The organism is Kitasatospora sp. NPDC057965, assembly GCF_042887135.1.
Classification (GTDB): domain Bacteria; phylum Actinomycetota; class Actinomycetes; order Streptomycetales; family Streptomycetaceae; genus Kitasatospora.
The window spans coordinates 18,970-38,440 of record NZ_JBHVPZ010000017.1; the positions used below are offsets into that span (position 1 = coordinate 18,970).

The 19,471-nt window shown below is 70.1% G+C and carries 15 protein-coding genes and 1 pseudogene; 3 read left to right on the plus strand and 13 right to left on the minus strand.

The features are described from left to right. Nucleotides 1-78: 78 nt before the first annotated feature. From ACFVVU_RS22410 to ACFVVU_RS22435, 6 genes are all read right to left on the minus strand, one after another. A complete protein-coding gene (locus tag ACFVVU_RS22410) occupies nucleotides 79-822 on the minus strand; it encodes a glycosyl hydrolase (RefSeq protein ID WP_387791744.1) in 744 nt (247 codons plus the stop codon). After that, nucleotides 819-1,403 (minus strand): DUF4913 domain-containing protein, encoded by a 585-nt coding sequence (locus tag ACFVVU_RS22415; protein ID WP_387791746.1) that lies wholly within the window; start codon nucleotides 1,401-1,403, stop codon nucleotides 819-821. Before ACFVVU_RS22415 ends, ACFVVU_RS22410 begins: the two co-directional genes overlap by 4 nt. A gap of 146 nt (nucleotides 1,404-1,549) precedes the next feature. Then, a complete protein-coding gene (locus ACFVVU_RS22420) occupies nucleotides 1,550-2,257 on the minus strand; it encodes an HAD family hydrolase (protein WP_387791748.1) in 708 nt (235 codons plus the stop codon). Nucleotides 2,258-2,281: 24 nt separating this feature from the next. Then, a complete protein-coding gene (locus ACFVVU_RS22425) occupies nucleotides 2,282-3,487 on the minus strand; it encodes an MFS transporter (protein ID WP_387791750.1) in 1,206 nt (401 codons plus the stop codon). A 626-nt stretch (nucleotides 3,488-4,113) separates the two neighbouring features. Next, entirely contained in the window at nucleotides 4,114-7,776 is a 3,663-nt protein-coding gene (locus ACFVVU_RS22430; RefSeq protein ID WP_387791751.1) for a BTAD domain-containing putative transcriptional regulator, read from the minus strand. Then, nucleotides 7,773-8,567: a BTAD domain-containing putative transcriptional regulator gene (locus tag ACFVVU_RS22435; protein WP_387791753.1), complete on the minus strand. Its 795-nt coding sequence runs from the start codon at nucleotides 8,565-8,567 to the stop codon at nucleotides 7,773-7,775. The genes ACFVVU_RS22430 and ACFVVU_RS22435 overlap by 4 nt, the downstream gene beginning before the upstream one ends. Before the next feature lie 358 nt (nucleotides 8,568-8,925). On the opposite strand from ACFVVU_RS22435, the gene ACFVVU_RS22440 reads away from it, so the two are divergent. Continuing rightward, entirely contained in the window at nucleotides 8,926-9,129 is a 204-nt protein-coding gene (locus tag ACFVVU_RS22440; RefSeq protein WP_387791755.1) for a hypothetical protein, read from the plus strand. A gap of 362 nt (nucleotides 9,130-9,491) precedes the next feature. On the opposite strand, the gene ACFVVU_RS22445 is transcribed toward ACFVVU_RS22440, so the two are convergent. The 7 genes and pseudogenes from ACFVVU_RS22445 to ACFVVU_RS22475 form a co-directional block, all read right to left on the minus strand. Next, nucleotides 9,492-10,838 (minus strand): DnaB-like helicase N-terminal domain-containing protein, encoded by a 1,347-nt coding sequence (locus ACFVVU_RS22445; protein WP_387791757.1) that lies wholly within the window; start codon nucleotides 10,836-10,838, stop codon nucleotides 9,492-9,494. Continuing rightward, nucleotides 10,838-11,071: a hypothetical protein gene (locus ACFVVU_RS22450; RefSeq protein WP_387791758.1), complete on the minus strand. Its 234-nt coding sequence runs from the start codon at nucleotides 11,069-11,071 to the stop codon at nucleotides 10,838-10,840. The genes ACFVVU_RS22445 and ACFVVU_RS22450 overlap by 1 nt, the downstream gene beginning before the upstream one ends. Nucleotides 11,072-11,099: 28 nt before the next feature. Further along, nucleotides 11,100-11,966, minus strand: a complete 867-nt coding sequence (locus tag ACFVVU_RS22455) for a hypothetical protein (RefSeq protein ID WP_387791934.1) — start codon at nucleotides 11,964-11,966, stop codon at nucleotides 11,100-11,102. Between the two features lie 188 nt (nucleotides 11,967-12,154). Continuing rightward, nucleotides 12,155-13,943 (minus strand): annotated as a pseudogene (locus tag ACFVVU_RS22460) (type IV secretory system conjugative DNA transfer family protein). A gap of 95 nt (nucleotides 13,944-14,038) precedes the next feature. Continuing rightward, on the minus strand, nucleotides 14,039-15,304 hold the full coding sequence (locus ACFVVU_RS22465) for a hypothetical protein (RefSeq protein ID WP_387791760.1): 1,266 nt from the start codon (nucleotides 15,302-15,304) through the stop codon (nucleotides 14,039-14,041). 140 nt (nucleotides 15,305-15,444) lie between these two features. After that, nucleotides 15,445-15,735: a hypothetical protein gene (locus ACFVVU_RS22470; RefSeq protein ID WP_387791762.1), complete on the minus strand. Its 291-nt coding sequence runs from the start codon at nucleotides 15,733-15,735 to the stop codon at nucleotides 15,445-15,447. Between the two features lie 502 nt (nucleotides 15,736-16,237). Further along, nucleotides 16,238-16,858: a hypothetical protein gene (locus ACFVVU_RS22475; protein ID WP_387791763.1), complete on the minus strand. Its 621-nt coding sequence runs from the start codon at nucleotides 16,856-16,858 to the stop codon at nucleotides 16,238-16,240. 332 nt (nucleotides 16,859-17,190) lie between these two features. Between ACFVVU_RS22475 and ACFVVU_RS22480 the strand changes: the two genes are divergently transcribed. Both ACFVVU_RS22480 and ACFVVU_RS22485 read left to right on the plus strand, forming a co-directional pair. After that, a complete protein-coding gene (locus ACFVVU_RS22480; protein WP_387791765.1) occupies nucleotides 17,191-18,207 on the plus strand; it encodes a YaaC family protein in 1,017 nt (338 codons plus the stop codon). A gap of 196 nt (nucleotides 18,208-18,403) precedes the next feature. Continuing rightward, nucleotides 18,404-19,393 carry a DUF3800 domain-containing protein gene (locus ACFVVU_RS22485; protein WP_387791767.1) on the plus strand — a complete coding sequence of 330 codons (990 nt, stop codon included), beginning with the start codon at nucleotides 18,404-18,406 and terminating at the stop codon, nucleotides 19,391-19,393. Nucleotides 19,394-19,471 lie beyond the last annotated feature (78 nt).

Genomic DNA, 19,471 nt, shown 5'->3' on the forward strand with positions numbered 1-19,471 from the left:
CCTGGTCCCGGATGGCCTGGGGCAGTTGGCGCAGGTCGGCGATGGCGTCGGGGTGCGCGGCGAAGGCGAACTTGGCGCTCACAGGGACCTTCCGGGGGACTGCGTGGGGCCGACGGGCGTGGCGGCGGTCGTCACGGGAGTTGATGACTGGGGAAGTGCCGCAGCGGTCCGGGACAGCGCGGCGCTGGTCCGCAGCGTCTCCGCTTCGAGGCGGTACTCGGGTGCCTCGGGCAGCGGGGTGGAGCGCTCCTCCAGCCAGTCCCCGGCAGCGGCGAAGTCCGCGAACGCCCCCTCGCGCACCGTGTAGGTGCCCTGGTCGGGCTGGAGTTCTTCGAGGAACACGCGGACCGGCAGGACCTCGTCCTCGCGGTCGACGGCCATGCTCCAGCCGTCGAGGTCGCCCCCGTCCATGACCAGGTAGTCGACGACCTCCAGCCGGGTACCCGATCGGCGGATGCGGTCCTCGACACGGACGGTCATCTCGTCGGCGGGCTTGATGACGTCACCGGTCAGCGCAAACACGTCCGGCGGACAGCCGCGGTTGACGAGCCAGTTCTGCGCGAACGCCAGGGTGGCGTGCCGGGAACTGCGCAGGCTGTAGGTCGCCTGGCTGCTGTCGCGGACGACGTCGAAGGAGACGATGTTGCGGGCGTTGGGGTAGTCCCAGGTGGCCGTCCTGTCGAACGCGACGATGAAGCTCCGCTCACCGACGTTGTGGCGGGAGATGGACTCGAAGTGGTTGGGCCAGATCCGATCGGCCAGTTCGGCGGTGTGCTCGTCGGCGGGCTGCAGGCCGTCGAGGCGGAGGTCGATGGCGGTCATGCGGCGAGTCCCAGCTGGTCGGGCGTGGTCAGGATGCGGTGATTGGGCCGGGCCGGGCTGGTGGTGCAGGCGGCGAATGGGCCGTCCGGGGCTCGCAGTTGGAGGAGTGTGTGGTCGAGGTGGTCGCGGTGCCACGTCGCGGGACCGGTGAGGCCGGCTTCCGCGTCGGTCAGCTGCTGCCACGCGAGCCAGAGTGCGTGCAGGCGGGCGACGGCTTCCTGGTGCTCGTGCCAGCGCGAGCACCAGGGTCGGGTGGAGCTGATCTCCCGGCCGTAGGTCGGCAGGAGCACGTGGGTCACCCAGCTGGTGAGGGCCGCCAGCTCGGCGGCGTACTCCGCGCCGCCCATGGCGAGGATGAACACCGAGGCCGGGCTTTCGGGTTCGGCCCCGGTGCTCTCCGGCTCCTCGTACCCGAGCGGGTCGGCGTCGGCGTCGGAGTCGGCGCCGAGGCGGTCGAGGAGGACGCCGTGTTGGCGGACCTCGGCGATGGTGCGGGCCAGGGTGCTGGCGAGGTCGTCGAGGTCTTCGTCGGGGATACGGATCGGTTCGGGCTCGGGGAGGCCTGCGATCGGCTCGGACATGGCACATCCAGGTGGTTCCGGTGGACGGGGTGCGCGGGGTGGGTGGAGAGGCTCTTCTTCGGCGGTGGGCCACGGGTGTGCTCCTGGGAGGTCGGGTGGGAGGAGGATCCGCAGATCGGGCGGTTTGGTGAGGCCGCCGGTTCGCGCTAGACGCAGGCCGGGTGGGCGGCCTGGGCGATGAGGCGCGACCCGAGCGCGACGGCGTCGGCGAGGGTGTCGGCCAAGGGGTGGCCGGCGGCGGCGAGCTTGGCGGGGTGGTGGAGGCCGCCGGTGTAGAGGACGGCCTGCGCGCCGTTGGCGTGGGCTGCGTCCGCGTCGTCGACGGCGTCGCCGACCAGCAGCACCCGGTGGCCCTGACCGGTGAGACCGAGGGCGGAGAGGTGGGCGGCGAGCGGTGCGGCCTTGGTGCCGCCGGACGCACCGGTGCGGCCCTCGACGCGGACGAAGAAGTGCCCGATCCCTGCCTCGTCGACCTCGCGCAGCAGGGTGTCGTGCGGGCACAGCGACAGCAGCGACTGGGTGTGGCCGGCCTCGCGCAGCGTCGTCATCAACTCGACGGCGCCGTCGCGGATCCGCACGGGCTGGGCACGCAGGTGGTCGAGGAACGCGCCGTCGCTGGCCAGCCAGTCCTGTTCGGTGATCTCTCGTCCCAGCAGTCGGGCGTAGAAGTTCGGGATCGGCACGGTGTGCTTGGCCCGGTAGGTCTCGCGGTCGACGAGGTCGCCGCCGAGGGCGGGCAGGGTCGCGTTCAGCGCGTTGACGTGGTCGTCGAGGTCGTCCTTGATCGTCCCGTTCCAGTCCCAAACAACGTGCGTGGCAGGGAGGGGAGTTACGGCGGGGAGAGCGGCGCTCATGGTGGTTCCTTCAGCTGGGGTGGGTCAGGCGGAGAGCAGGTCGTTGAAGCGGCGAAGCAGCCAGAGCGCGATGCAGGCCCCGGCGAGCGGGACGAGGGCGACGAGCAGCGGGCCGGCCGCACTGGCGAGGGAGGAGAGGCCGGTGCCGGCGGCCTGGCCGACGCCGATGCAGGCGATGAGCCAGGCGAACGCCTCCGTCGATTCGCCTTCGGGCGCGAGGCGGTCGACGGTGAGGAAGGAGGCGGTCAGCAGCGGAGCGAGGAAGCTGCCGGGCAGGACGGCACCGAGCACGGCGACGACGGGAACGGGGTCGGGCAGCAGCAGCACCCACCCGGCGGCGAAGCCGATCGCGGCGGCGACCAGGTGCCGGGCCGGAGCACCGGGCCATGCGTGGCGGCCGTAGGCCAGGCCGCCGAGCATGCTGCCGACGGACAGCGCGGCCGGCATCACCCCGGCCAGCCACCCGGCATGGTGGCGTTCAGCAGCTGCGAGGGCGAGGACGTTCACCGCGCCGAGAGCGACGCCGGTCCCGGCAAGCGCGGCGAACAGCACCCGCAGGCCCGGCACCCGCAGCGGCCCCAGCGGGTGCGGCCGGCTGGCCGTGGCGTTCGGTGTCCAGGCGGCGGAAGGCTCGGCGGTGACGACCATCCCGGTGCCGAGCAGGCCGAGCGCCGCGGTCGCGGCCAGTGCGGCGGTGATTCCGGCACCGGCTGCGAAGCCGGTGGCAAGCAGCGGGCCGATCACGAACACCAGGCCCTGGGTACTGCTGTCCAGGGAGAGCGCGGCGCGCCGGCGCTCGGGGTCGGGCAGGAGATGCGGCCACAGCGCCCGAAGGCCCGCCTCCAGAGGCGGAGTCGCGAGGCCGGCGACCAGGACGACCAGAGAGGCGAGCACCGGGTGCCGGGTCGGGCCGGTGCACGGCAGCAGCAGGAACGCTGCGCTCGCCACCGGCGCCGAGGCGTAGAGGATCACGGTCTGGCCGTAGCAGTCCACCAGGCGGCCGAGCAGTGGCTGGCCGATCGCCGAGGCCAAGCCGTACAGGGCACCGAGCAGCCCGGCCAGGGCGAGGGAGCCATGCTCGGCCCGCACCAGCAGCAGGATCGCGACCGGGGCCATGCCCGTGGGCAGGCGGCCGATCAGGGTGCCCGCGAGCAGGCGGGCGACGTGCGGCGAGCCCAGGACAGCGCGGTAGCTGCTGTCCTTGGCCGGGCTGGCGAGGGTGGTGCTCAAGGGAATCCTTCGGTCGTGCGGCGATCGGCGGTGCACGGGCGCGAGCCCGGCGGGCCGGAGCGTGCGCAGGCATGGCAGCCCTCTTCGGTCCGTGCGGCTGCCGGGAAGAAGAATCCGGGGAATCCGCGATTTGGTGCGGCCGGGAAGCACCGGTAGAAGCCCCTTCTGGGCCCGGCACAGCGGCCAGCGGCGCGGGGGAGGGGGCAGCAACTCCCGAGCCCTGGTCGCTTGTTGCGAAACGACGCCCTTGCGGAGCGCGGTGACCTGTGCGACTGATTGCTGTGCACGTCACCCGTGGTGCGTACTGACTTGGCTGGTGTCAGTTTCCGTCGAAATGGACGCTTGGCCCATCAGGTCCTTCTGCCAGGCGTCTGGCGGCGGCGCTCCGTACAGAGTTGAACACTCATGCACCGGCTTCTGGGAAATCTGCCCCTGGGACGGGACCTCCGCCATGGGTTCGTCCCCGCGATCAGGGCACCGTGAGGCGCGAAGGGCGTTGTATTGGCCCTATCTGGCGGTCTCCAGCGGGACGGCTGCGCGTACTGACGTGTGGTCCGATATCCGTGACGTGGGCGACCTCTGCTCGCTTCCGCACAGTCGCAGGACGAGGCCCCCAATAGCGGACCCTAGGCGCGCTGCATGAGCTCCTGAACTGTGCCAGCCTCGGGCACACCGAGTCGGGCGAAGATGGCGTGTGCCTGATGGAGCCGAGCGCGGCCGGCTGCCGGGTGGCCCAGGCGCAGCAGAGCCTCGCCGAGGGCGGCGTTCGCGAGGCCCTGGCAGTAGGCGGCGTCCAGCTTCTCGCCGAGGGCGAGAGACTCGGTGGCGGCTTCGGCCGCCTCTGCGGCCCGGTTAGAGGTCAGCAGGGCAGCGGCTAGGCGGGCGAGGGTGTAGCTCTCCCAGAGCCTGAGCTGTTGAAGGCGGTACAAAGCCAGAGCCTCGCGCAGGCGGTCGACGGCCTCGCCGGGTGCTCCGGTCCTGCCGAGCGCGACGCCAAGCTGGTGAAGCGAATGCGCGAGTGCGACCGTACTGCCCGTGGCCCTGGCCGCTTCGACCGCACCCCGTGATGCTCGCAGCCCTGGCTCAGGCTGACCGGCCACCACGTAGGCCGTGGCCACGTTTGCCAGGATCCGGTTCTCGATCGCCACCGCTCCCGTGCTCCGGCTGATCTCCAGGGCCTTCTCGTAGAGCGGTAGGGCGTCACCGGTCCGATTGGTCATGCTGAGCACATTGGCGAGCCGGAAGGACACGATCGCTCGCAGCCGTGTTCCGTCCTGCGAACCGAGGTGTCCGAGGCTCTCCCGGTATGCCGCCTCGGCTTGCCCGAAGTCCCCCGCTTGGGCGTGCAAGTTGCCCTGGAGGTAGCGGGTCCTAGTGAGCAGAGCAGACCCGCGCTGGTACTGCTCCGTCCGTTGGAGGAGGTCCGTCAGGTGCTGAGTCGATTCCCAGTCCGGTAGCAACTCACTCAGCGTGACGACGAGCTCCACCGCCGGGCCTATCGGACCGTCCCCGCTGCAGGCGGCGTCGACGGCAGCGAGGATTAGGTACCGCTCGGAGGCGAGCCAGCCCCAGAGGCCCTGGCGCCCGCCTGTCAGGACGAGCGGGGGAGCGGAAGGATGGTAGAGCGGATCTGGCAGTTCGTCACCCAGTCCCAGTTCCCGCACGGCCTCGCGGGCGGTGGCGAGCAGGATATCGATCAGCCGGCGCAGCGCGGCATTCTGCTCGGACCTACCGTCGACCTGCGCGTTCAGCTGGTGTGCGTAGAGGCGGAGCAGGTCGTGGTAGCGGTAGCGCCCAGGGGTGTGGCTTTCCAGCAGGTTCGCCTCGACCAGGCGTTCGGCCAGGACCTCGGCAGACTCCTCCGACAGGTCCAGCAGAGTCGCGGCTGCGAACAATGGCAGATCTGGCGAGTTGGTGAGGGAGAGGAGGCGGAAGGCCCGCGCTTCTTCTGGTGACAGTTGGTTATAGCCCAGCTCGATCGTGGTCGCCACCGACAGGGTCCCCAACTTCAACTCAGTGAGCCGGTGGCGCTGGTCGACCAGCCGTCGTGTCAGGTCGCTGATGATCCAGTGCGGCCGGGCCGCCAACCGAGCGGCAGCGATCCGCACTGCGAGCGGCAGGAAGCCGCAGGCGGTGACCACGGCTATGGCGGCCTCGGGCTCGGCGGCGACCCTTGCCTCGCCGATGATGGTGGAGAACAGCGTCAAGGCTTCCTCTGGGGTCAACTCCTCCACGTCCCAGATGGATGCCCCGGCGAGCTCGGACAGCCGCGAGCGGCTGGTGACCAGGACAACGCTGCCGGACGCTCCGGGAATGAGCGGTCGAACCTGGTCCGCATCTCGGGCATTGTCCAGCACGACGAGCATCCGTCGGCCATCCAGCAGGGACCGGTAGAGGGCGACGCGCTGCTCGAACGACTCCGGAGGCTCCTGTATGCCCAGTGCGTACAGAAAGTCGCCCAGCACGGCCATAGGATCGGCCGGCGCCCCACTCGCGCCACGCAGATCGGCGAACAGCTGACCATTCGGGAACTCGGCACGGACGGTGTGGGCAGCGTGAACTGCCAGCGTAGTTTTACCCACCCCCCCGATCCCGCACAGCACGTGCACCTGGACTGCCGGCGCGGTAGCTGCGTCTAGCAAGGCCGATCTCAGATCGACCATCAGCTCGGACCTGCCGGCGAAGTCCGAGACGTCCTGAGGGAGTTGCGCTGGCGCGGGCAGGGCCGCGAGGGCGGCGGGCTCCGGGTGGCCGGGGATCGTGGGTGGGGGGAGGAGCGATGGGTCGGCCGAGAGGATCCGGGCGTGCATGGAGGCCAGGCCCGTCCCCGGTTCGACGCCGAGTTCCTCGATCAGCAGCCTCCGGGTGTCCGTGTAGACGCCGAGGGCTTCGGCCTGGCGGCCGGCCCGGTAGAGGGCGACCATCAGCAGCTCGCGCAGTCGCTCGTGCAGCGGGTGTTGCCCGGCCAGCTCGGTCAGTTCGGGGACGATCTCGGCGCCTGCGCCCAGGGCGAGTTGGGAATCGAACCGGAGTTCCTGCCCGGCGACCCAGCTTTCCAGCAGCCTAAGCCGCAGTGCGTCGACCCTAGGCCCAGGCAGGCCCACGAAGGGCCGGACACTGCCCTCCCAGAGTCCCAGCGCTGTGGTCGCCGTTCGGACGGCTTCGGCATGGCGCCCGGCGGCCCGGGCCGCCCTGGCCTCGGCGAGTCCGTCCTCGAAGACGTGCAGGTCGATGCTCTGCCGCGGAAGAAGCAGCGCGTAGCCGTCGCTCACACTGACGAGTCGGCTCGCGGGCTGGCGTACCTCCCGTCCGGGTTCCAGGACCGTCCTGAGCCGTGACACGTACGTCCGCAGCGCGGCGACGGCCTGTGGCGGTGGGCGATCCCCCCAGAGCCCCTCGACGAGTTCCTGGGTCGTGACCCGCTGGCCGAGCTGCGTGGCCAGGATCGCGAGCACGGCTTGCTGCTGGGGCGAGCCGAGCGGGACTGGGGTGTTGCCCAGCCAGGCCTGTACCGGGCCCAGCAACGAGATCCGGGGCTCCGCCTCGGCGGACGGAAGCCCGGTCTTCCGGACAGCCAACGGGGCTGTCACGGCCGATGGCTCCGGCCCTCTGCCCATGCGCTCTTCCTGCCGCAGCCCCCATGCCTCGGCGGTACGACCCGAGCGCTCCAGAGCCTGCTCCAGCTGGGACCGGAACCGCTGGTCCTCGGGGAATGTGGCCAGCAGCGCCCTGAGCTCCGGCAGTACTGTCTCTGCCCGGCCGTCCCGCAGGTCGATGTCGTTGCGCAACGCCACCGCCCCCAAGCGGAGATCCTCCAGCCGATGCCGTTCGGCCGCCAGTCGCCCGTGCGCCCGGACACCGCTCAGGGCCGGGCCGCTCCAGCTGTCTAGCGCCCGTTCAAGCAGGGCGGACGCCTGGCCGGACTGTCCTTCGGCGAGGGCCTCGCGGGCCTGGGCCAGGAGTGCCCGGAACCGGGTGAGGTCCACGTCCGTGGGGCTGATGTCGAGCGCGTAGCTCCTCAGTCGCGAGTGCCGGGTGACGGTGAACGGGGCTCCAGAAGCGCGTAGTTCGGCACGCAGCTGGCTCACGAGGGAGTGCAGTTGCGCCCGGGCGTCCAGCGCGGCTCCGTCTCCCCAGACGTCGAGGACGAGCTGTTCGACCTCGACGGGCTGCCCGGGTGCGAGCAACAGGGCGGCGAGCAGGGCACGCCCGTTGGCTCCCCGGGTCTTGACAGCCTCGCCGGAGACGGTCAGCGCCACGGGCCCAAGCAGCCGCGCGTCGACCGTCACCACTGCTCCTCCAGCGCGCCGGAGAGGACCAGTTCGCGTTGACGCCGCAGCTGTTCCGGCGCCCGCGCATACTGCTGCTCCCAGCGCGCCAGCTCCTCGTCGAGGAGGGCGAGCGCACGTCGGCGGGAGCCGGTCAGGAAGAGTGCGGTGGAGAGCAGCACCACGATGACGTCATTGCCCGGGTGCTCGAGGTTGAGCTGCTGGAGGTCGATGACGGCGTCGGAGACCGCACCGGTCCGCATCCGCACCCGAGCCGCCCTGATCCGGACGTCCTGACACAGATCGACCAGCCCCTGTCGGATCGCCCGTACGTAGGGCGTGGGTTCCAGGTCGGCCAGAGGTTCGCCACGCCAGCGGGACTGGGCTGTGATGCACATCTCCAAGGCGCCCTTGTAGTCGCCCCTGTCCTCCAGTTCCCGCCCCCGGTCGGCCCGCCGCTGGAACACGAGAGCGTCGACCGCTTCGACGTCGACGTGCAGCGCGTAGCTGGCCTGTTCGCGGGAGTAGCCCGGGTAGCCGGCCAGTTCTGTCGCCGGGGCCCCGGCTGCGGCGTCTTCCCTGAGGTGTCGGCGCAGGTGGTGGATGTGCACCTGGATGGCGTCGATGGCGGTGGCGGGCGCGCCCGTCGGCCACAGCCTGTCTCGGATCAAGGCGACGGGGACGGCCTGCGAACGGGCTAGCAGCAGCAGCGCCAGCAGGGCGCGGCGCTGTGGCGGCCCGAGGCTGATCGGGGTACCGGCTCGGCGGGCGCTCACCGGCCCCAGCAGGAGGAACTGAAGGTCTGTCGCCACCCTGGCACATTAACAGAGCACTCAGTGGTCGTTAAGTGCTGTGGCAGAGTCGCCGTTTCGCTCCTGTTTAGCGCCTCCGGGGATACTGGATGGAGACGTTGTGTGACTCGTCCAGTCCAACGTCCGTTGCAGGTGGGAGCCCTCGGGGGTGGTAGCCCGGGGGATCCCGCCTTCTCGTGCGTACCTTCAACCTCGCCCAAGGCTGTTGCGGCCAATTCAATGTGAGCTAGCGTCAGCCGAGTCGCACGGCCGAACGGTTCACCCCTCCTACCAAGGGGCTCGCGAACTCCGCCTCCGTCCACCATGCGACGTGCAACAAGTAGGACTGGACACGTCACAATCAAAAGGACCGAACAGTATGCAAGTTCAGACGTCCGCTCTGCTCACGGCCGGGGTCGTTGCCCTGGCCTTCTTCACCCTGGTGGGCTCCCTCGTGTGGATGCTGCGGGAGACCCGGCGACCGGCGGCCGTGTTGGCCGTGGTCGTCACGCTCCTCGGGGCGTTGCCCGCGATCCTCTACGTCATCTCGGTGATCGCTGCTCCAGCGGGTAGTACTGGCTGACCCAGAGCCCTTGCGGCGCCACCTGAAGTACCCGAGGTAGATGAGGTACCCGAACCGCGCGCACCGCGCATTGCCCCGTCCTGGCGGAGCCGGCATCCGGTGTCGCGCGGTTCGGTTGTTTCCACCCGAGCGATCTCAAGCGAGTGCTTTCGCCTGAAATAGTTCCGTTTGGGCGCTTCTGCGCAGAGGTTTGAGGCAGGATCCAGCCAAAGAGCCCATGCTCAGACCTGCACTGACGATCGGCATGGACCGACCAGATCGGCTAGGCGCTCTTTCGAAAATCGCTCCAGCCGGTTCTGCCTCCAGTGCCTTTCAGGTGACGGCACCGCGGTCCATAGCGCGCACGGCGCCTTCCGGCGCCATCATGGCATCTGGCGGTCGTCTTCGCCTGCGCTCGCCATCGGTGCTTGCTTGACCGCCTGTAGCCGGGCTGCCACCGACCTCTCAGCGAATTGGTAAGGGGAGCCGGGTACGTGGCCGAGGATCTGCGAGGCCGTCCAGCGCCAGGCTCTCGGAGGTCGGAGTGGTGATGAAGAGCTCTTGGCTGAGTGGGTGGGTGCTGCGGTGGGGCGGCCTTGGGAAGATGTCGGACCGGTAGCCGTTTCGCGGCGTGAACGAGTAGATGATCGATCGTTCGCCGGCGTGGGGCTGCGGGCGAGCGCGGCGGTCACCTGGGCGGCGCGATCGGCTTCGCGCAGGGGCGCTTGGTGTGGACGAACAGTCCTGTTCCAGCGGGCCCGCACTTCGTCCAGCGGCCCGAAGGCGTGCAGGGCCTGGCCGATGAGGCGGCCGGGTACCAGGGCCTCGTCCTCGGCCAGAGCCCTGATCGCGGCGGCGGCTTCGGCGGCGGCACGGACGACGGAGGCGCGGATGACCCGGTCACCCAGCCACTCGGCCGATCCTGCGCCCGGTCCGTCGAAGAGGGTCTCGACGTGTTCGCGTGAGAGCGAGCCGTCGGCCAGCAGGCCGCGCCGCTGGACCTCCCACAGGGCGGTCACCTCGTCGATCGGCTCGCCCCGGTGGTGAAGGGCGCCCAGGCAGCGGTAGATCTGGCCGTGGCCGGCGTCGGCGAAGTCGCCGGGCCGCAGCCAGTCGTAGACCTCCGCCATCGCCGCGGGCTGGCCAACGAGAACGGCCAGCAGGAACCGCTCGCCCTCGGTCTGCTCGGGCCCGACCTGCGGCGCGGACGGGCTCGCGATCCTCGGGGCTGTCGGTGGCGGGATGGGCCGGGGCTCGGTGCCCCAGCGGCGTGCGAGGTCGACGAGTACGCCCGCCAGGACATCGGCGTGGTGGAGGACGTCGTCGACCTGGTGCTGCTCGGCGCCGGTCCGGGCGATGCGCTCCAGCCGGACGGCGTGCTCCGTGACCGTCCGGTGGATGGACCCTTCGAGCACCATCCGGCCGTAGACCGGGGCGTTCTGCAGGCGCGGACACGCGGCGATCAGGGTGTGCGCGTACGAGGCGCTCAGCCCGCGCACGTGGTGGCCGGCCTCGGCGACGGTGCCGGTCACCCAGGACAGCGGCATGCTGCCGTCGGCCCCGCGGGTCGGCTGCTCCCTGGCACTGAGCGTCCGCATCGCGGCGAAGAGGGCCTGGTGGGCCGGCCGGTAGAAGTCGGCGGGCTCCAGCCAGGACAGCGTGTCGAGTTGGGCCGGGTCGAGCAGGACTGCGCCGAGGACGGCCTGCTCGCCCTTGAATAGCGCGTCCATCACTGCCCGTCCTTGCGGGCGGTGGCCCGTTCGTCGCGGATCCGGACAACGTCGCGGTCGGCGGCGGCCATCGCGGCGGCGAAGCGATCCAGCTCACCGGTGAACGTCGGGTCGGTCGCGAGGATCGACCCGGTGCCGGTGACGAGCCACCACTGGCCGCCCCGGCGGACGGCCGGGGAGCCCGCCAGGCGTTCGGAGGACGGCGGACAGAATGAAGGGATGCGTTCGGGCAAGGCCAACTCCTCTAGTCTGGACAGGAATTCAGGCGGCAAGAGTGAGATCGGCTGTTGCCGGAGACCCGGAGCGGCAGGCCCACGGGGAGCAGCCGTCCGCCTCGCCGTTCTCCAGCTCGGCGTCGGCGATGGCGTCGAAGATGTCGCCCTGGCGGCCGGACCATTCGTGGGCCGTGACCCGGTCGACCGGCGCTTGGTCGAGCGGTCGGCGGCTGCGGTGCAGGTACGCCTGCCCGAGCAGCGGGGTGCCCTCCGCTGTTGCCCTGGCGTTGCCCGCGCGGATCGCGTGGTCGAAGGCGACGACGTCGTTCCACTCCTCGGGCGAGTTGTCGCGCAGGGCGCGCCACTGGGCGTTGCCGTGGTACGGGCAGCCCAGGCAGCTGCTCTTGGGCGTCGAGCCGAAGCCGCGTGAGCGCAGTAGCCGCAGGCAGTCCGACCGGGAGAAGCCCTCCTCGATCAAGGGGAATCGATTCTTCATGTAGGCGACGTCCGCGTCCTTCGCCCGGTGGAACTCGTCCACGCTGATGCCGATCCACTGCTCGACGAACACCCCGGCCGGGATCCGCTGCGGGTGCGGATGGCCGAGCAGCTCCCGGACCTTCTCCTTGATCGGCCGGATCTTGTACTGGCCTGTGCACTGCCTTCGCGACATGCCCTCGCCGCCGTCAGGGTTGAGGATGTGCAGCGGCATCGAGGCGAAGCGCTTGGTCGGGTCGAGCGCGTCATCGCGGATGTTGCCGGAGGAGACCCGCAGGATCGGGATGCCGGCCGGTTCGGCGATCTCCCGCTCGATCCGGTCGAGGTGGTCGTAGACGGCCCGGGGCTCCCACCCGGTGTCGGCGAAGATCGCGAGGTCGAGACCGGGTAGATGCCCCTCAGCGGCCAGGAGTAGCAGCGAGGTGCTCTGGACCCCGGCGCCCAGCGAGAGGACCCGGAGGGTCGGCCGGCCGACGGCAGGCGTCGGGTGGCCAGGGGTGATGGGCAGGGTGGAAGCGGACATGTGAGACGGCCCTTCGGCGGAGGTGGATGAGGAGAAGCGGCGGGCCTGCGCTCGCATGGGGGTGACATGGCCGGCGGCAGGGCTCACGACGCGAGTCCGAAGTTGTCGCGGTCGGTGGCCTTGGCGAGGGCGCGCTCGGTGATGGCCTTGGTGGCGCGGGCGGAGTCCGGGCCGATCGTCTTCGCCGACGGCTCCTTGTACCAGGGCTTGAGGTCGAGCATCGCGACCCGCATGCCGGTGGCGAACAGCAGGATCTTGCCCTTGGGCAGGGCGCGGATCCGGTCCGGTGGCAGGATCCGCTCGGTGCGCATCGACACCGATGTGGACTTGCCGCCGTCGCTCGTCGAGACCGAGGTGGTCTGGACGTCGTGTTCGCCGATCTGCCGGGACAGCTTGTCCGCGAAGTCGGCGTCGTCGATGCCGCTGCCGATCACCTTCACGGTGGCGGCGGACCACAGGGCGTCCATGCCGGCCTCGCCCCAGCAGCGCTGGCCCTGTCGGTAGGACTGCAGGATGGTCATCGGGATGACGCCCCGGCTGCCCAGGTGGGAGTAGAGGTCCGGGAGGTCGCTGATGCGGCAGACGTTGGCGGCCTCGTCGAGGACGCACAGCGCGGGCGGGTCGAGGCGTCCGCCGGAGCGTTCGGCGACGATCACGGCTGCCCGCATCACGGCGTCGGCCGCTGCTGCGATGATCGCGCTCGCGCTGCCGCCGCCGTCCTTGCTGAGGAGGTACAGGGTGTCGCGGGAGGTGGCGAAGTCGAACGGCTTGAACTCCGGCAGGTCCTTCGCGGGGGTGACCCACGCGGCGATCTCCGGGTCCAGCAGGCAGCTCGCGTACTGCCGCGCCGTCTCGTAGATGCCGTCACGGGTCTCGGTGGCGCCGCTGACGGTGCCCTGGAGCTGGGCGGCGACGGCGTGGTGGCCGGCGTCGGACAGCAGGTCGACGGGGGTGCGGTCGGCCGGGGAGGCGAGCCAGCCGAGGACGTCGGTGATCGGGCGCCGGTGGCTCGCGGCTGCCAGGAACAGCGCGCCCAAGGTGTTGCTCGCCGCGGTCGACCAGAAGTCGGAGCCGCTGGACTCGTCCACCGAGGCGGTGACGAAGTGCCCGGCGAGCCGCTTCGCACCGGCCAGATCACGGGCGTCGGCGAGGATGTCCCACCACATCTCGCGCGGGTGGTGGGCGATCTGCTGCGGGTCGAGCGTCCACACCGCGCCCACCATCGCCCGCGCGTCGACCGTGGCGGTGTAGGCGTCGTTCGCCGCCTTGTTGCTGGTCAGCAGGACAGGGCCGGGAGCGGCGAGGATCGCCGGGATCGCCAAGCCGGACGTCTTCCCGGAACGCGGCGCCATGATCGCGACGAGGACGTCCTCCCAGGAGGCACGGACCTGGGCCCTACCGGGGGAGACCGTGCCGACCAGAATGCCCCGGTCGTTCGGCGCGACCTCTTTTGCACTCCCGGTCGCTCAGGCTCGGGCGCAGGCTGCGGGCCTTCGCGGTGACCTCCTTGTCCAGCAGCGGGGCGAGGTCGGCCTTGCGGGCGAGACCGGTCCTGGCGCCGCCGCGCCAGCGCATCCACAGCACCAGGCCGGTCGTGCTCAGGACCAGGGTGAGCAGGCCAGGGACGAGGCGGGCACCGATCAGCAGCGCGGTGGCGCTCAGGTTTGGCCACAGCACGTCGGGGTGCAACAGGGCATCGGCGGCGCGGAACGGGGCCCACGCGCCGCTGCCGACCAGAGCGTTGGCGAGGTTGCCGGTCAGCCAGGCGAGGGAGCCGAAGGCGAGCGCGGCACCGAGAACGCCGAAGAGGAAGTAGAGGAGCGCGTCGGACCCGGTGGTCGTCGACGGCGCGCTGGTGCGCGGGGAGGGCAAGCGTGGTTCCTGAGGTGTCGAGCGGGCGGGGGAGGGGCGCGCTCGGCTCTTGCGAGGATCACGGCTCTGCTCCTAAGTGTTGGGGAGGGAAGCGTTCAGTGGGTGCGGCCGGCGGGGCGCGCCGCGGACGGTGGTGCGGCGGCGGGCAGGGCGGCGGCGTTCACGCCGCGGGTGGCGACGGCGGGCGAGGTGGAGCGGGCCGCGTCGGTGGCGGCAGCGGAGTAGGGCGTGGCGGCCCAGGCGGTGTTGATGCGGGCCTCGTGGGACCGGGCGCGCTGTACCTCGTCGAGGGCTTCGCCCAGCTCGCCTTGGGCGGTGGCGATCAAGTCGGACGCGTGACCGAAGCGGTCGGACAGCGCGAACTGATCGGGATCGAGGTCGGTGATCTGCTCGGATGCGGCCTCCAGGGCCTCGTGGACCCGGAGGAGCACCCCGTCGTCCGGGTCTAGCAGTTCGTCGAGGGCCTTGGAGAACTCCGCGAAGTCGGTGGCGCCCCGGATCTGATCGGTGAGCTGGAGAATCTGCTCGCCCGCGGGGGCGAGTCCGTACCGGTCGGTGACGGCGGCCGGCAGGCCTTTGTCGAGCCGGGGGTCGAGGTCGACGCTGTAGCGGGCGGCGCGCAGCATCTCGGTGGCGTGCGTGGCGATGGCTGCGCGGTCGGCCGCTGCAGTGGTGGAGGGCAGCCGGTGCCGGCAGCCGTACCAGTCCTCGATCTGCCGGAATCCGGCGTGCCTGAGCAGGGTGGCCGCGAGGTCGTCGCTGGAGCCCTCGGCGACGACGCTGCCGCTCGGCTCGACGCTGATGGTGATCACGGGGGCGGGCATGCGGTAGTCCTTGGCGGTGGTGACGGAAGGAACGGACCGAGTGTGGTGGCCGAGGTCGGCGGCAATTCGATTGCACTCGGCCTGCACGCGAAAGGCGTCCCGGTAGGTGCCCCGGACGGAGCCGTCCTCGCGGACGACGGTGGCGACGATGTGCACCGAGCGGTCGAGGTTGCGGATCGCCGCCCACCGGCAGCCGGCCGGGTCACCTTCGGGGGCGAGCCCGGTCGCGGAGACCAGGCGCCGGGCGATATCGGCCCACTGGGCGTCGGTCAGGTCCGAGTGGCGCAGATCGGAGCGCACCGAGCACATCCACACCGGCCGCTCGGGTGCCCGGGAGCCGAGCCGAGCAGCCGGGGCGTCCAGGACACCGCCGCCGAGGACCTCCTGCGGGTCGCCGGCGAGGGGAGGTTGCTCGCCGGCGCCGCGGTAGTCGGCAGCAATCAGCCGAGGTCGAGGTTGGTAGCGGAGGTCATCCTGCCCGCAGAGGGCGGGAATCAGCGCGGCCTTGTTGGTCGCGCGCCGCAGGTGGGCGATCACGGCGTCCCCTCTCGGACGGGCGGCGGTGCCCAGCGGGCGGGTGGGCTGGCAGGGAGAGGATCTGCCGATCCGGCGGTTTGGGCTGGCCGGGGATCGGTGGTACGCGCAGGACGACTGACTTCGGAGAGGCCTGTCGGGCGTCAGCGACGCGAAGGTTGATGAGCCTCGTTGAACATGGCGGCCGGATTTCCGTGAAGGGCCACGTCACCGGCGTGCATGCAGGATTGTTGCCCTGCGGGATCAATGCGTACCTGAAGAGCAGCTAACAGGGTGAGGGAGATGTTCGGGTTGGCGGACAGGAGCGGGATGTTGTCACCGGCGTCGGCGACCGGGCGGCCGGATATGGGGGCGATCCAGTTGCCCGCGTCGTCGTAGACCTCGGTCCATCCCGCCAGGCGGGCGCGGTTCCCGGCCGCCTGGACGAAGCCCACCCGTCGGTGCGGCGCAGCGTCGGCTGTTGGGCTGGCTGTCGGCGGGGCGCAAGGTTCGCGTCGATGTCGGGTGGTGGTGGGGGGGGCGGGGGCGGTGGTTGCTTGATCGGGGCGGCTCCGGGGGTCGGGGGCGTGGTGTGCGGGGCTTTTCGGTGTGACCGGCATCGTGCGGTGCCCGGGTTCCGTCGAGGCCGCGTGCAGGGCCCGGGACGCGGTGCCGTTGGACAGCGGGAACCCCTGTCGTCCGTGTGCCCGGTGGTGGGCGCTTGCGCGGTGCGCTCGGGGCCGGAAAACCCTGGTGCCCGGCCGATCGGTTCGCCTGGCTGGCCGAGTTGGGGATGCGCTGGGAGTAGCCCGAGGCGGCGGGCCGGGCTGCGGTGCAACGCGGCCCGGCCGCCGTCCGGTGGGTCGAACGCCCAGGTCGGGGGTGCAACTCGGGTTCTCGCGTTGCACCCCGCGTCACACCCGGCCGTTTGGCAGGTTCGGTAGCTCGTCGGTGCGGTTAAAGCTCGCCAGCAGCGTGCGCGGTGGAATTCCGGGTACGCCAGTCCGAATTCAGCTCGAAGACTGCGCGTACATAGTTCATCCCAGTTGTAAGCGGCATCTCGTAGAAGCGCTCTCGATAATGCCAGCCGTATTCGTGTCTGGCCAGCCTGAGTGCTACCTGCTCCATTGAGTACGCGTCATCCACTCCTGGAGATGCCCATCCGCCAAGCAAGGCGTAGCCATGAGGCGTTGCCGCCTGGCAGTGCTCAGCGATTCGGGTCGGCAGATCTGTGCTGTGTCCGAACATCGTGTACTGCCTGCGAGGGCCCTGGAAGTCGAGAACGTAAAGACGGTCGGCTCGAGGCCGGTCGGTCTCGACGTAGCCAGACAACTGGTCGCGGACGATGTCCTGTATCAGGATGATGTCATCCGGCAGCGGCGACTGCGGGTTCTCCGGCAGAGTCCCAGCCCTCAACAACTGACGGGCCCATTCGACATCTTGATGCTCGACTATATCTGGCAGTACGGGAGTGGTCAGATTCACCCGACGAAAGTCGAGATTATAGCGGAGGGGACCCTGATATTCGGGGTCTCTAGGGCCAAAGAGTAATTCCGCGATGTTCTGAGCTTCGGTCATTGCACAATGATCTACTGGCGGGCTGACACTGGCGCAGGTCCAGCCGGGGCACGGTGGCCGCCGGACGTAGCTCCAACCCCGGCGCTGCACCCCGTCCTGGATCGCCGTAGCTGTCGCGTCCGGACTATGTACTGGGGGTGTGCCCTCATCCACTCAGGCCACGGGCACGACAGCACCCCACATGCGACAGGGGGTCGCGACAACCTTCGCCCTCCGGCGACGCCCATGTATCTCCCGGTCGTTGACCTCCAGTCGGTCGGGACCGAAGCTCCAGCAGGAAGCCCACACCAAACCGCTGGACCGTTTCCAGCAGTGCCTGGAATGCTGAGGCGATGCCGACCTGGAACGATGTACTCAGGCCCCGTCCCGAGGAGATCTGGCGCGAGTTGCGGCAGATGCGGCACAGGCCGCCAGGCCGGGCGTCTTCGGGAGACCGCAGGGCCACGTTCACCTCGTCGCTCGAACAGGCGGAGCAGATGTTCAGGGCAGCGGCGACGGTCGGGTACGCCACGCGCCCGCTGCTGCTGTTCTACGGCATCAGCCAGGCCGGCCGGGCGGTCGCGGCCGCAGCAGTGAAGGCCGGCCCGAACGACTACATGCTGGGGACTCACGGCATTGCCACCACGGACATGACGGCTGCGAACCTCACCCAGGTCATCGAGAGGGCAAAGGGTAGCGGCGCCTTCGGCCAGGTCGCGGAGATCCTCGGCTCGCCCTCCCTGCCCGAGCCGACCCCTCTGGGCGATATCTGGGCGACGATCCCTGAGGCGATCGAGCACCCGCTGGCCTCCATCGCGTATCCGATCCTGACGCTCGATCCCCTTGATCTCGACCCGTACGTGATCAGCAACCGTCCCCGCGGCATCGTGCGGGGCATCCCCGCCGGCACGGTGACGGAGGAGGACCCTGAGGGCTCGCTGCGGGCCTTCCTCTCGTGCTACCCCGGCATCGGGGAGTACGAGCTGGTGCCCCTCCCGGACGGACGGCCGAACATCCAGACCGACAATGACGGCCGAGCCTGGGCGATGGTCGTCTGGGAGGAGAGCGACAGTTCGGTCATCGCCCGGAGGGAGCGGTATATCTCTGTCACCCAGCCCGTGTACGGGGCGGGTCACCGGCCCTTGATCTTCCCCTGCGTCGGTGGGAACCAGGCTGTCCTGCATCCCCTCCTCGCCTGGTGGGCTGTGCTGCACGCTCTGTCCAACCTTGCCCGCTACCAGCCTGTCCGTTGGTCCGAGCACATCGCCGTTGACACCAGCAAGGTGGCCGTCGCCATCGAAGTCCTGCTGGACGAGGCCGTCACCGTCGTACCGGACCTGATCTGGCACGCGATCCGCGAAGTCGTGTAGCTTCACGGGGTGCTGTCCTTCGCCGGGTAGAGCTCGGCGTGCCGCACCCGATCCTCCCACCTTTGGCCGCCTGGGCAGCTTCCAGCCGTGCCTGGGCCTCAGCCTCCCGCTCCTACTCGCGCCGCTGCTCCGGCCGCGAGTAGGCAGGCCGGTGAAAGTCGTCGCGAGCAGGGGAGCTGGGCGGCATCCTTTAGGGATGTCATCTCCCTCTGAGCCCGCGGTCTACTTCGATGAGACCGGTAATTCGGGGCAGAACCTGCTCGACCCTGGTCAGCCGATTTTCACGCTGGCTGGGGTGCACCTGCCGAAGGACGCGGCCTCCGCCATCGTGGCGGAGGTTCGGTCCCAGTTGCCCGCCACACAAGGTGAGCCCAAGTACGGTTCCCTGGCCAAGGCGACGCGCGGCCGGGAAGCGCTGGTGCGGGCGTTCGAGCAGCTGCCCGCCGATAGCGTTCAGGCGATGGTGGTACACAAGCCCTTCATGGTCGTCACCAAGATGATCGACCTCTTGGTGGAGCCGCTCGCCCACCGAACCGGATTCAACCTCTACGAGGGCAAGCAGGGGCTGGCGCTGGCCGACATGCTGCAGGTGTGTGGCCCAGTCTTCGGCACGCCTGAGACGTACGACCGCATGCTGCAGGCGTTTGTCGACTGGGTTCGGCAGCGAGTCAGCACCGACGGCCTGTTCCAGGCCATCGCCGCGTTCAAGGCCACGGTGACACACGAGGGGTTCGTGGAGTGGGTAGAGCTGCTGGAGATCTGCCGGCCGATCGCCGACGAAACGGCCGAGGACATCGCCTCGGGCGAGACAGAGGACGTGCTGGACCCGGCCGTGCCTGTGCTGTACAGGCTGTGCCCGGCCTTCGCGGATTCCATCGGCCGCTTCCGTCTCGTCCACGACTCGTCGAAGGTGGTCGACCGGTGGACCGCCACGCTGCGGACGGCGCACCTGTTCCCTGATCCCGCCGAGCCGGGGGAGTTCATGGAGGAGATGCCGGTCTCCCGGATCGACTTCGCGGACAGCAAGGCACACCCGCAACTGCAGCTCGCCGACTGGGCAGCAGGCGCTGTGCGACAGTGGGTCACGGCCGTGATGTCGGGCTCCACCGAACCGTTCGGCACTCGATTGGAGCCCCTCGTCAAGCCGTGGGTGATCGACACGATCTGGCCTGAATCCCCCAAGTGAGTGCGTAGTCCCTCTGCGGCCTACGGCCCTTAAACTCCACGTGTATGGCGGGCCAGGTCGCGATGGTGGGCCTGGCGG

Excerpts from the sequence above, each read along its gene's own strand:
- ACFVVU_RS22410 (WP_387791744.1), bottom strand. The coding sequence starts at position 822 with ATGACCGCCATCGACCTCCGCCTCGACGGCCTGCAGCCCGCCGACGAG.
- ACFVVU_RS22415 (WP_387791746.1), bottom strand. The coding sequence starts at position 1,403 with ATGTCCGAGCCGATCGCAGGCCTCCCCGAGCCCGAACCGATCCGTATC.
- ACFVVU_RS22420 (WP_387791748.1), bottom strand. The coding sequence starts at position 2,257 with ATGAGCGCCGCTCTCCCCGCCGTAACTCCCCTCCCTGCCACGCACGTT.
- ACFVVU_RS22440 (WP_387791755.1), top strand. The coding sequence starts at position 8,926 with ATGCAAGTTCAGACGTCCGCTCTGCTCACGGCCGGGGTCGTTGCCCTG.
- ACFVVU_RS22445 (WP_387791757.1), bottom strand. The coding sequence starts at position 10,838 with ATGGACGCGCTATTCAAGGGCGAGCAGGCCGTCCTCGGCGCAGTCCTG.
- ACFVVU_RS22475 (WP_387791763.1), bottom strand. The coding sequence starts at position 16,858 with ATGACCGAAGCTCAGAACATCGCGGAATTACTCTTTGGCCCTAGAGAC.
- ACFVVU_RS22480 (WP_387791765.1), top strand. The coding sequence starts at position 17,191 with ATGCCGACCTGGAACGATGTACTCAGGCCCCGTCCCGAGGAGATCTGG.
- ACFVVU_RS22485 (WP_387791767.1), top strand. The coding sequence starts at position 18,404 with ATGTCATCTCCCTCTGAGCCCGCGGTCTACTTCGATGAGACCGGTAAT.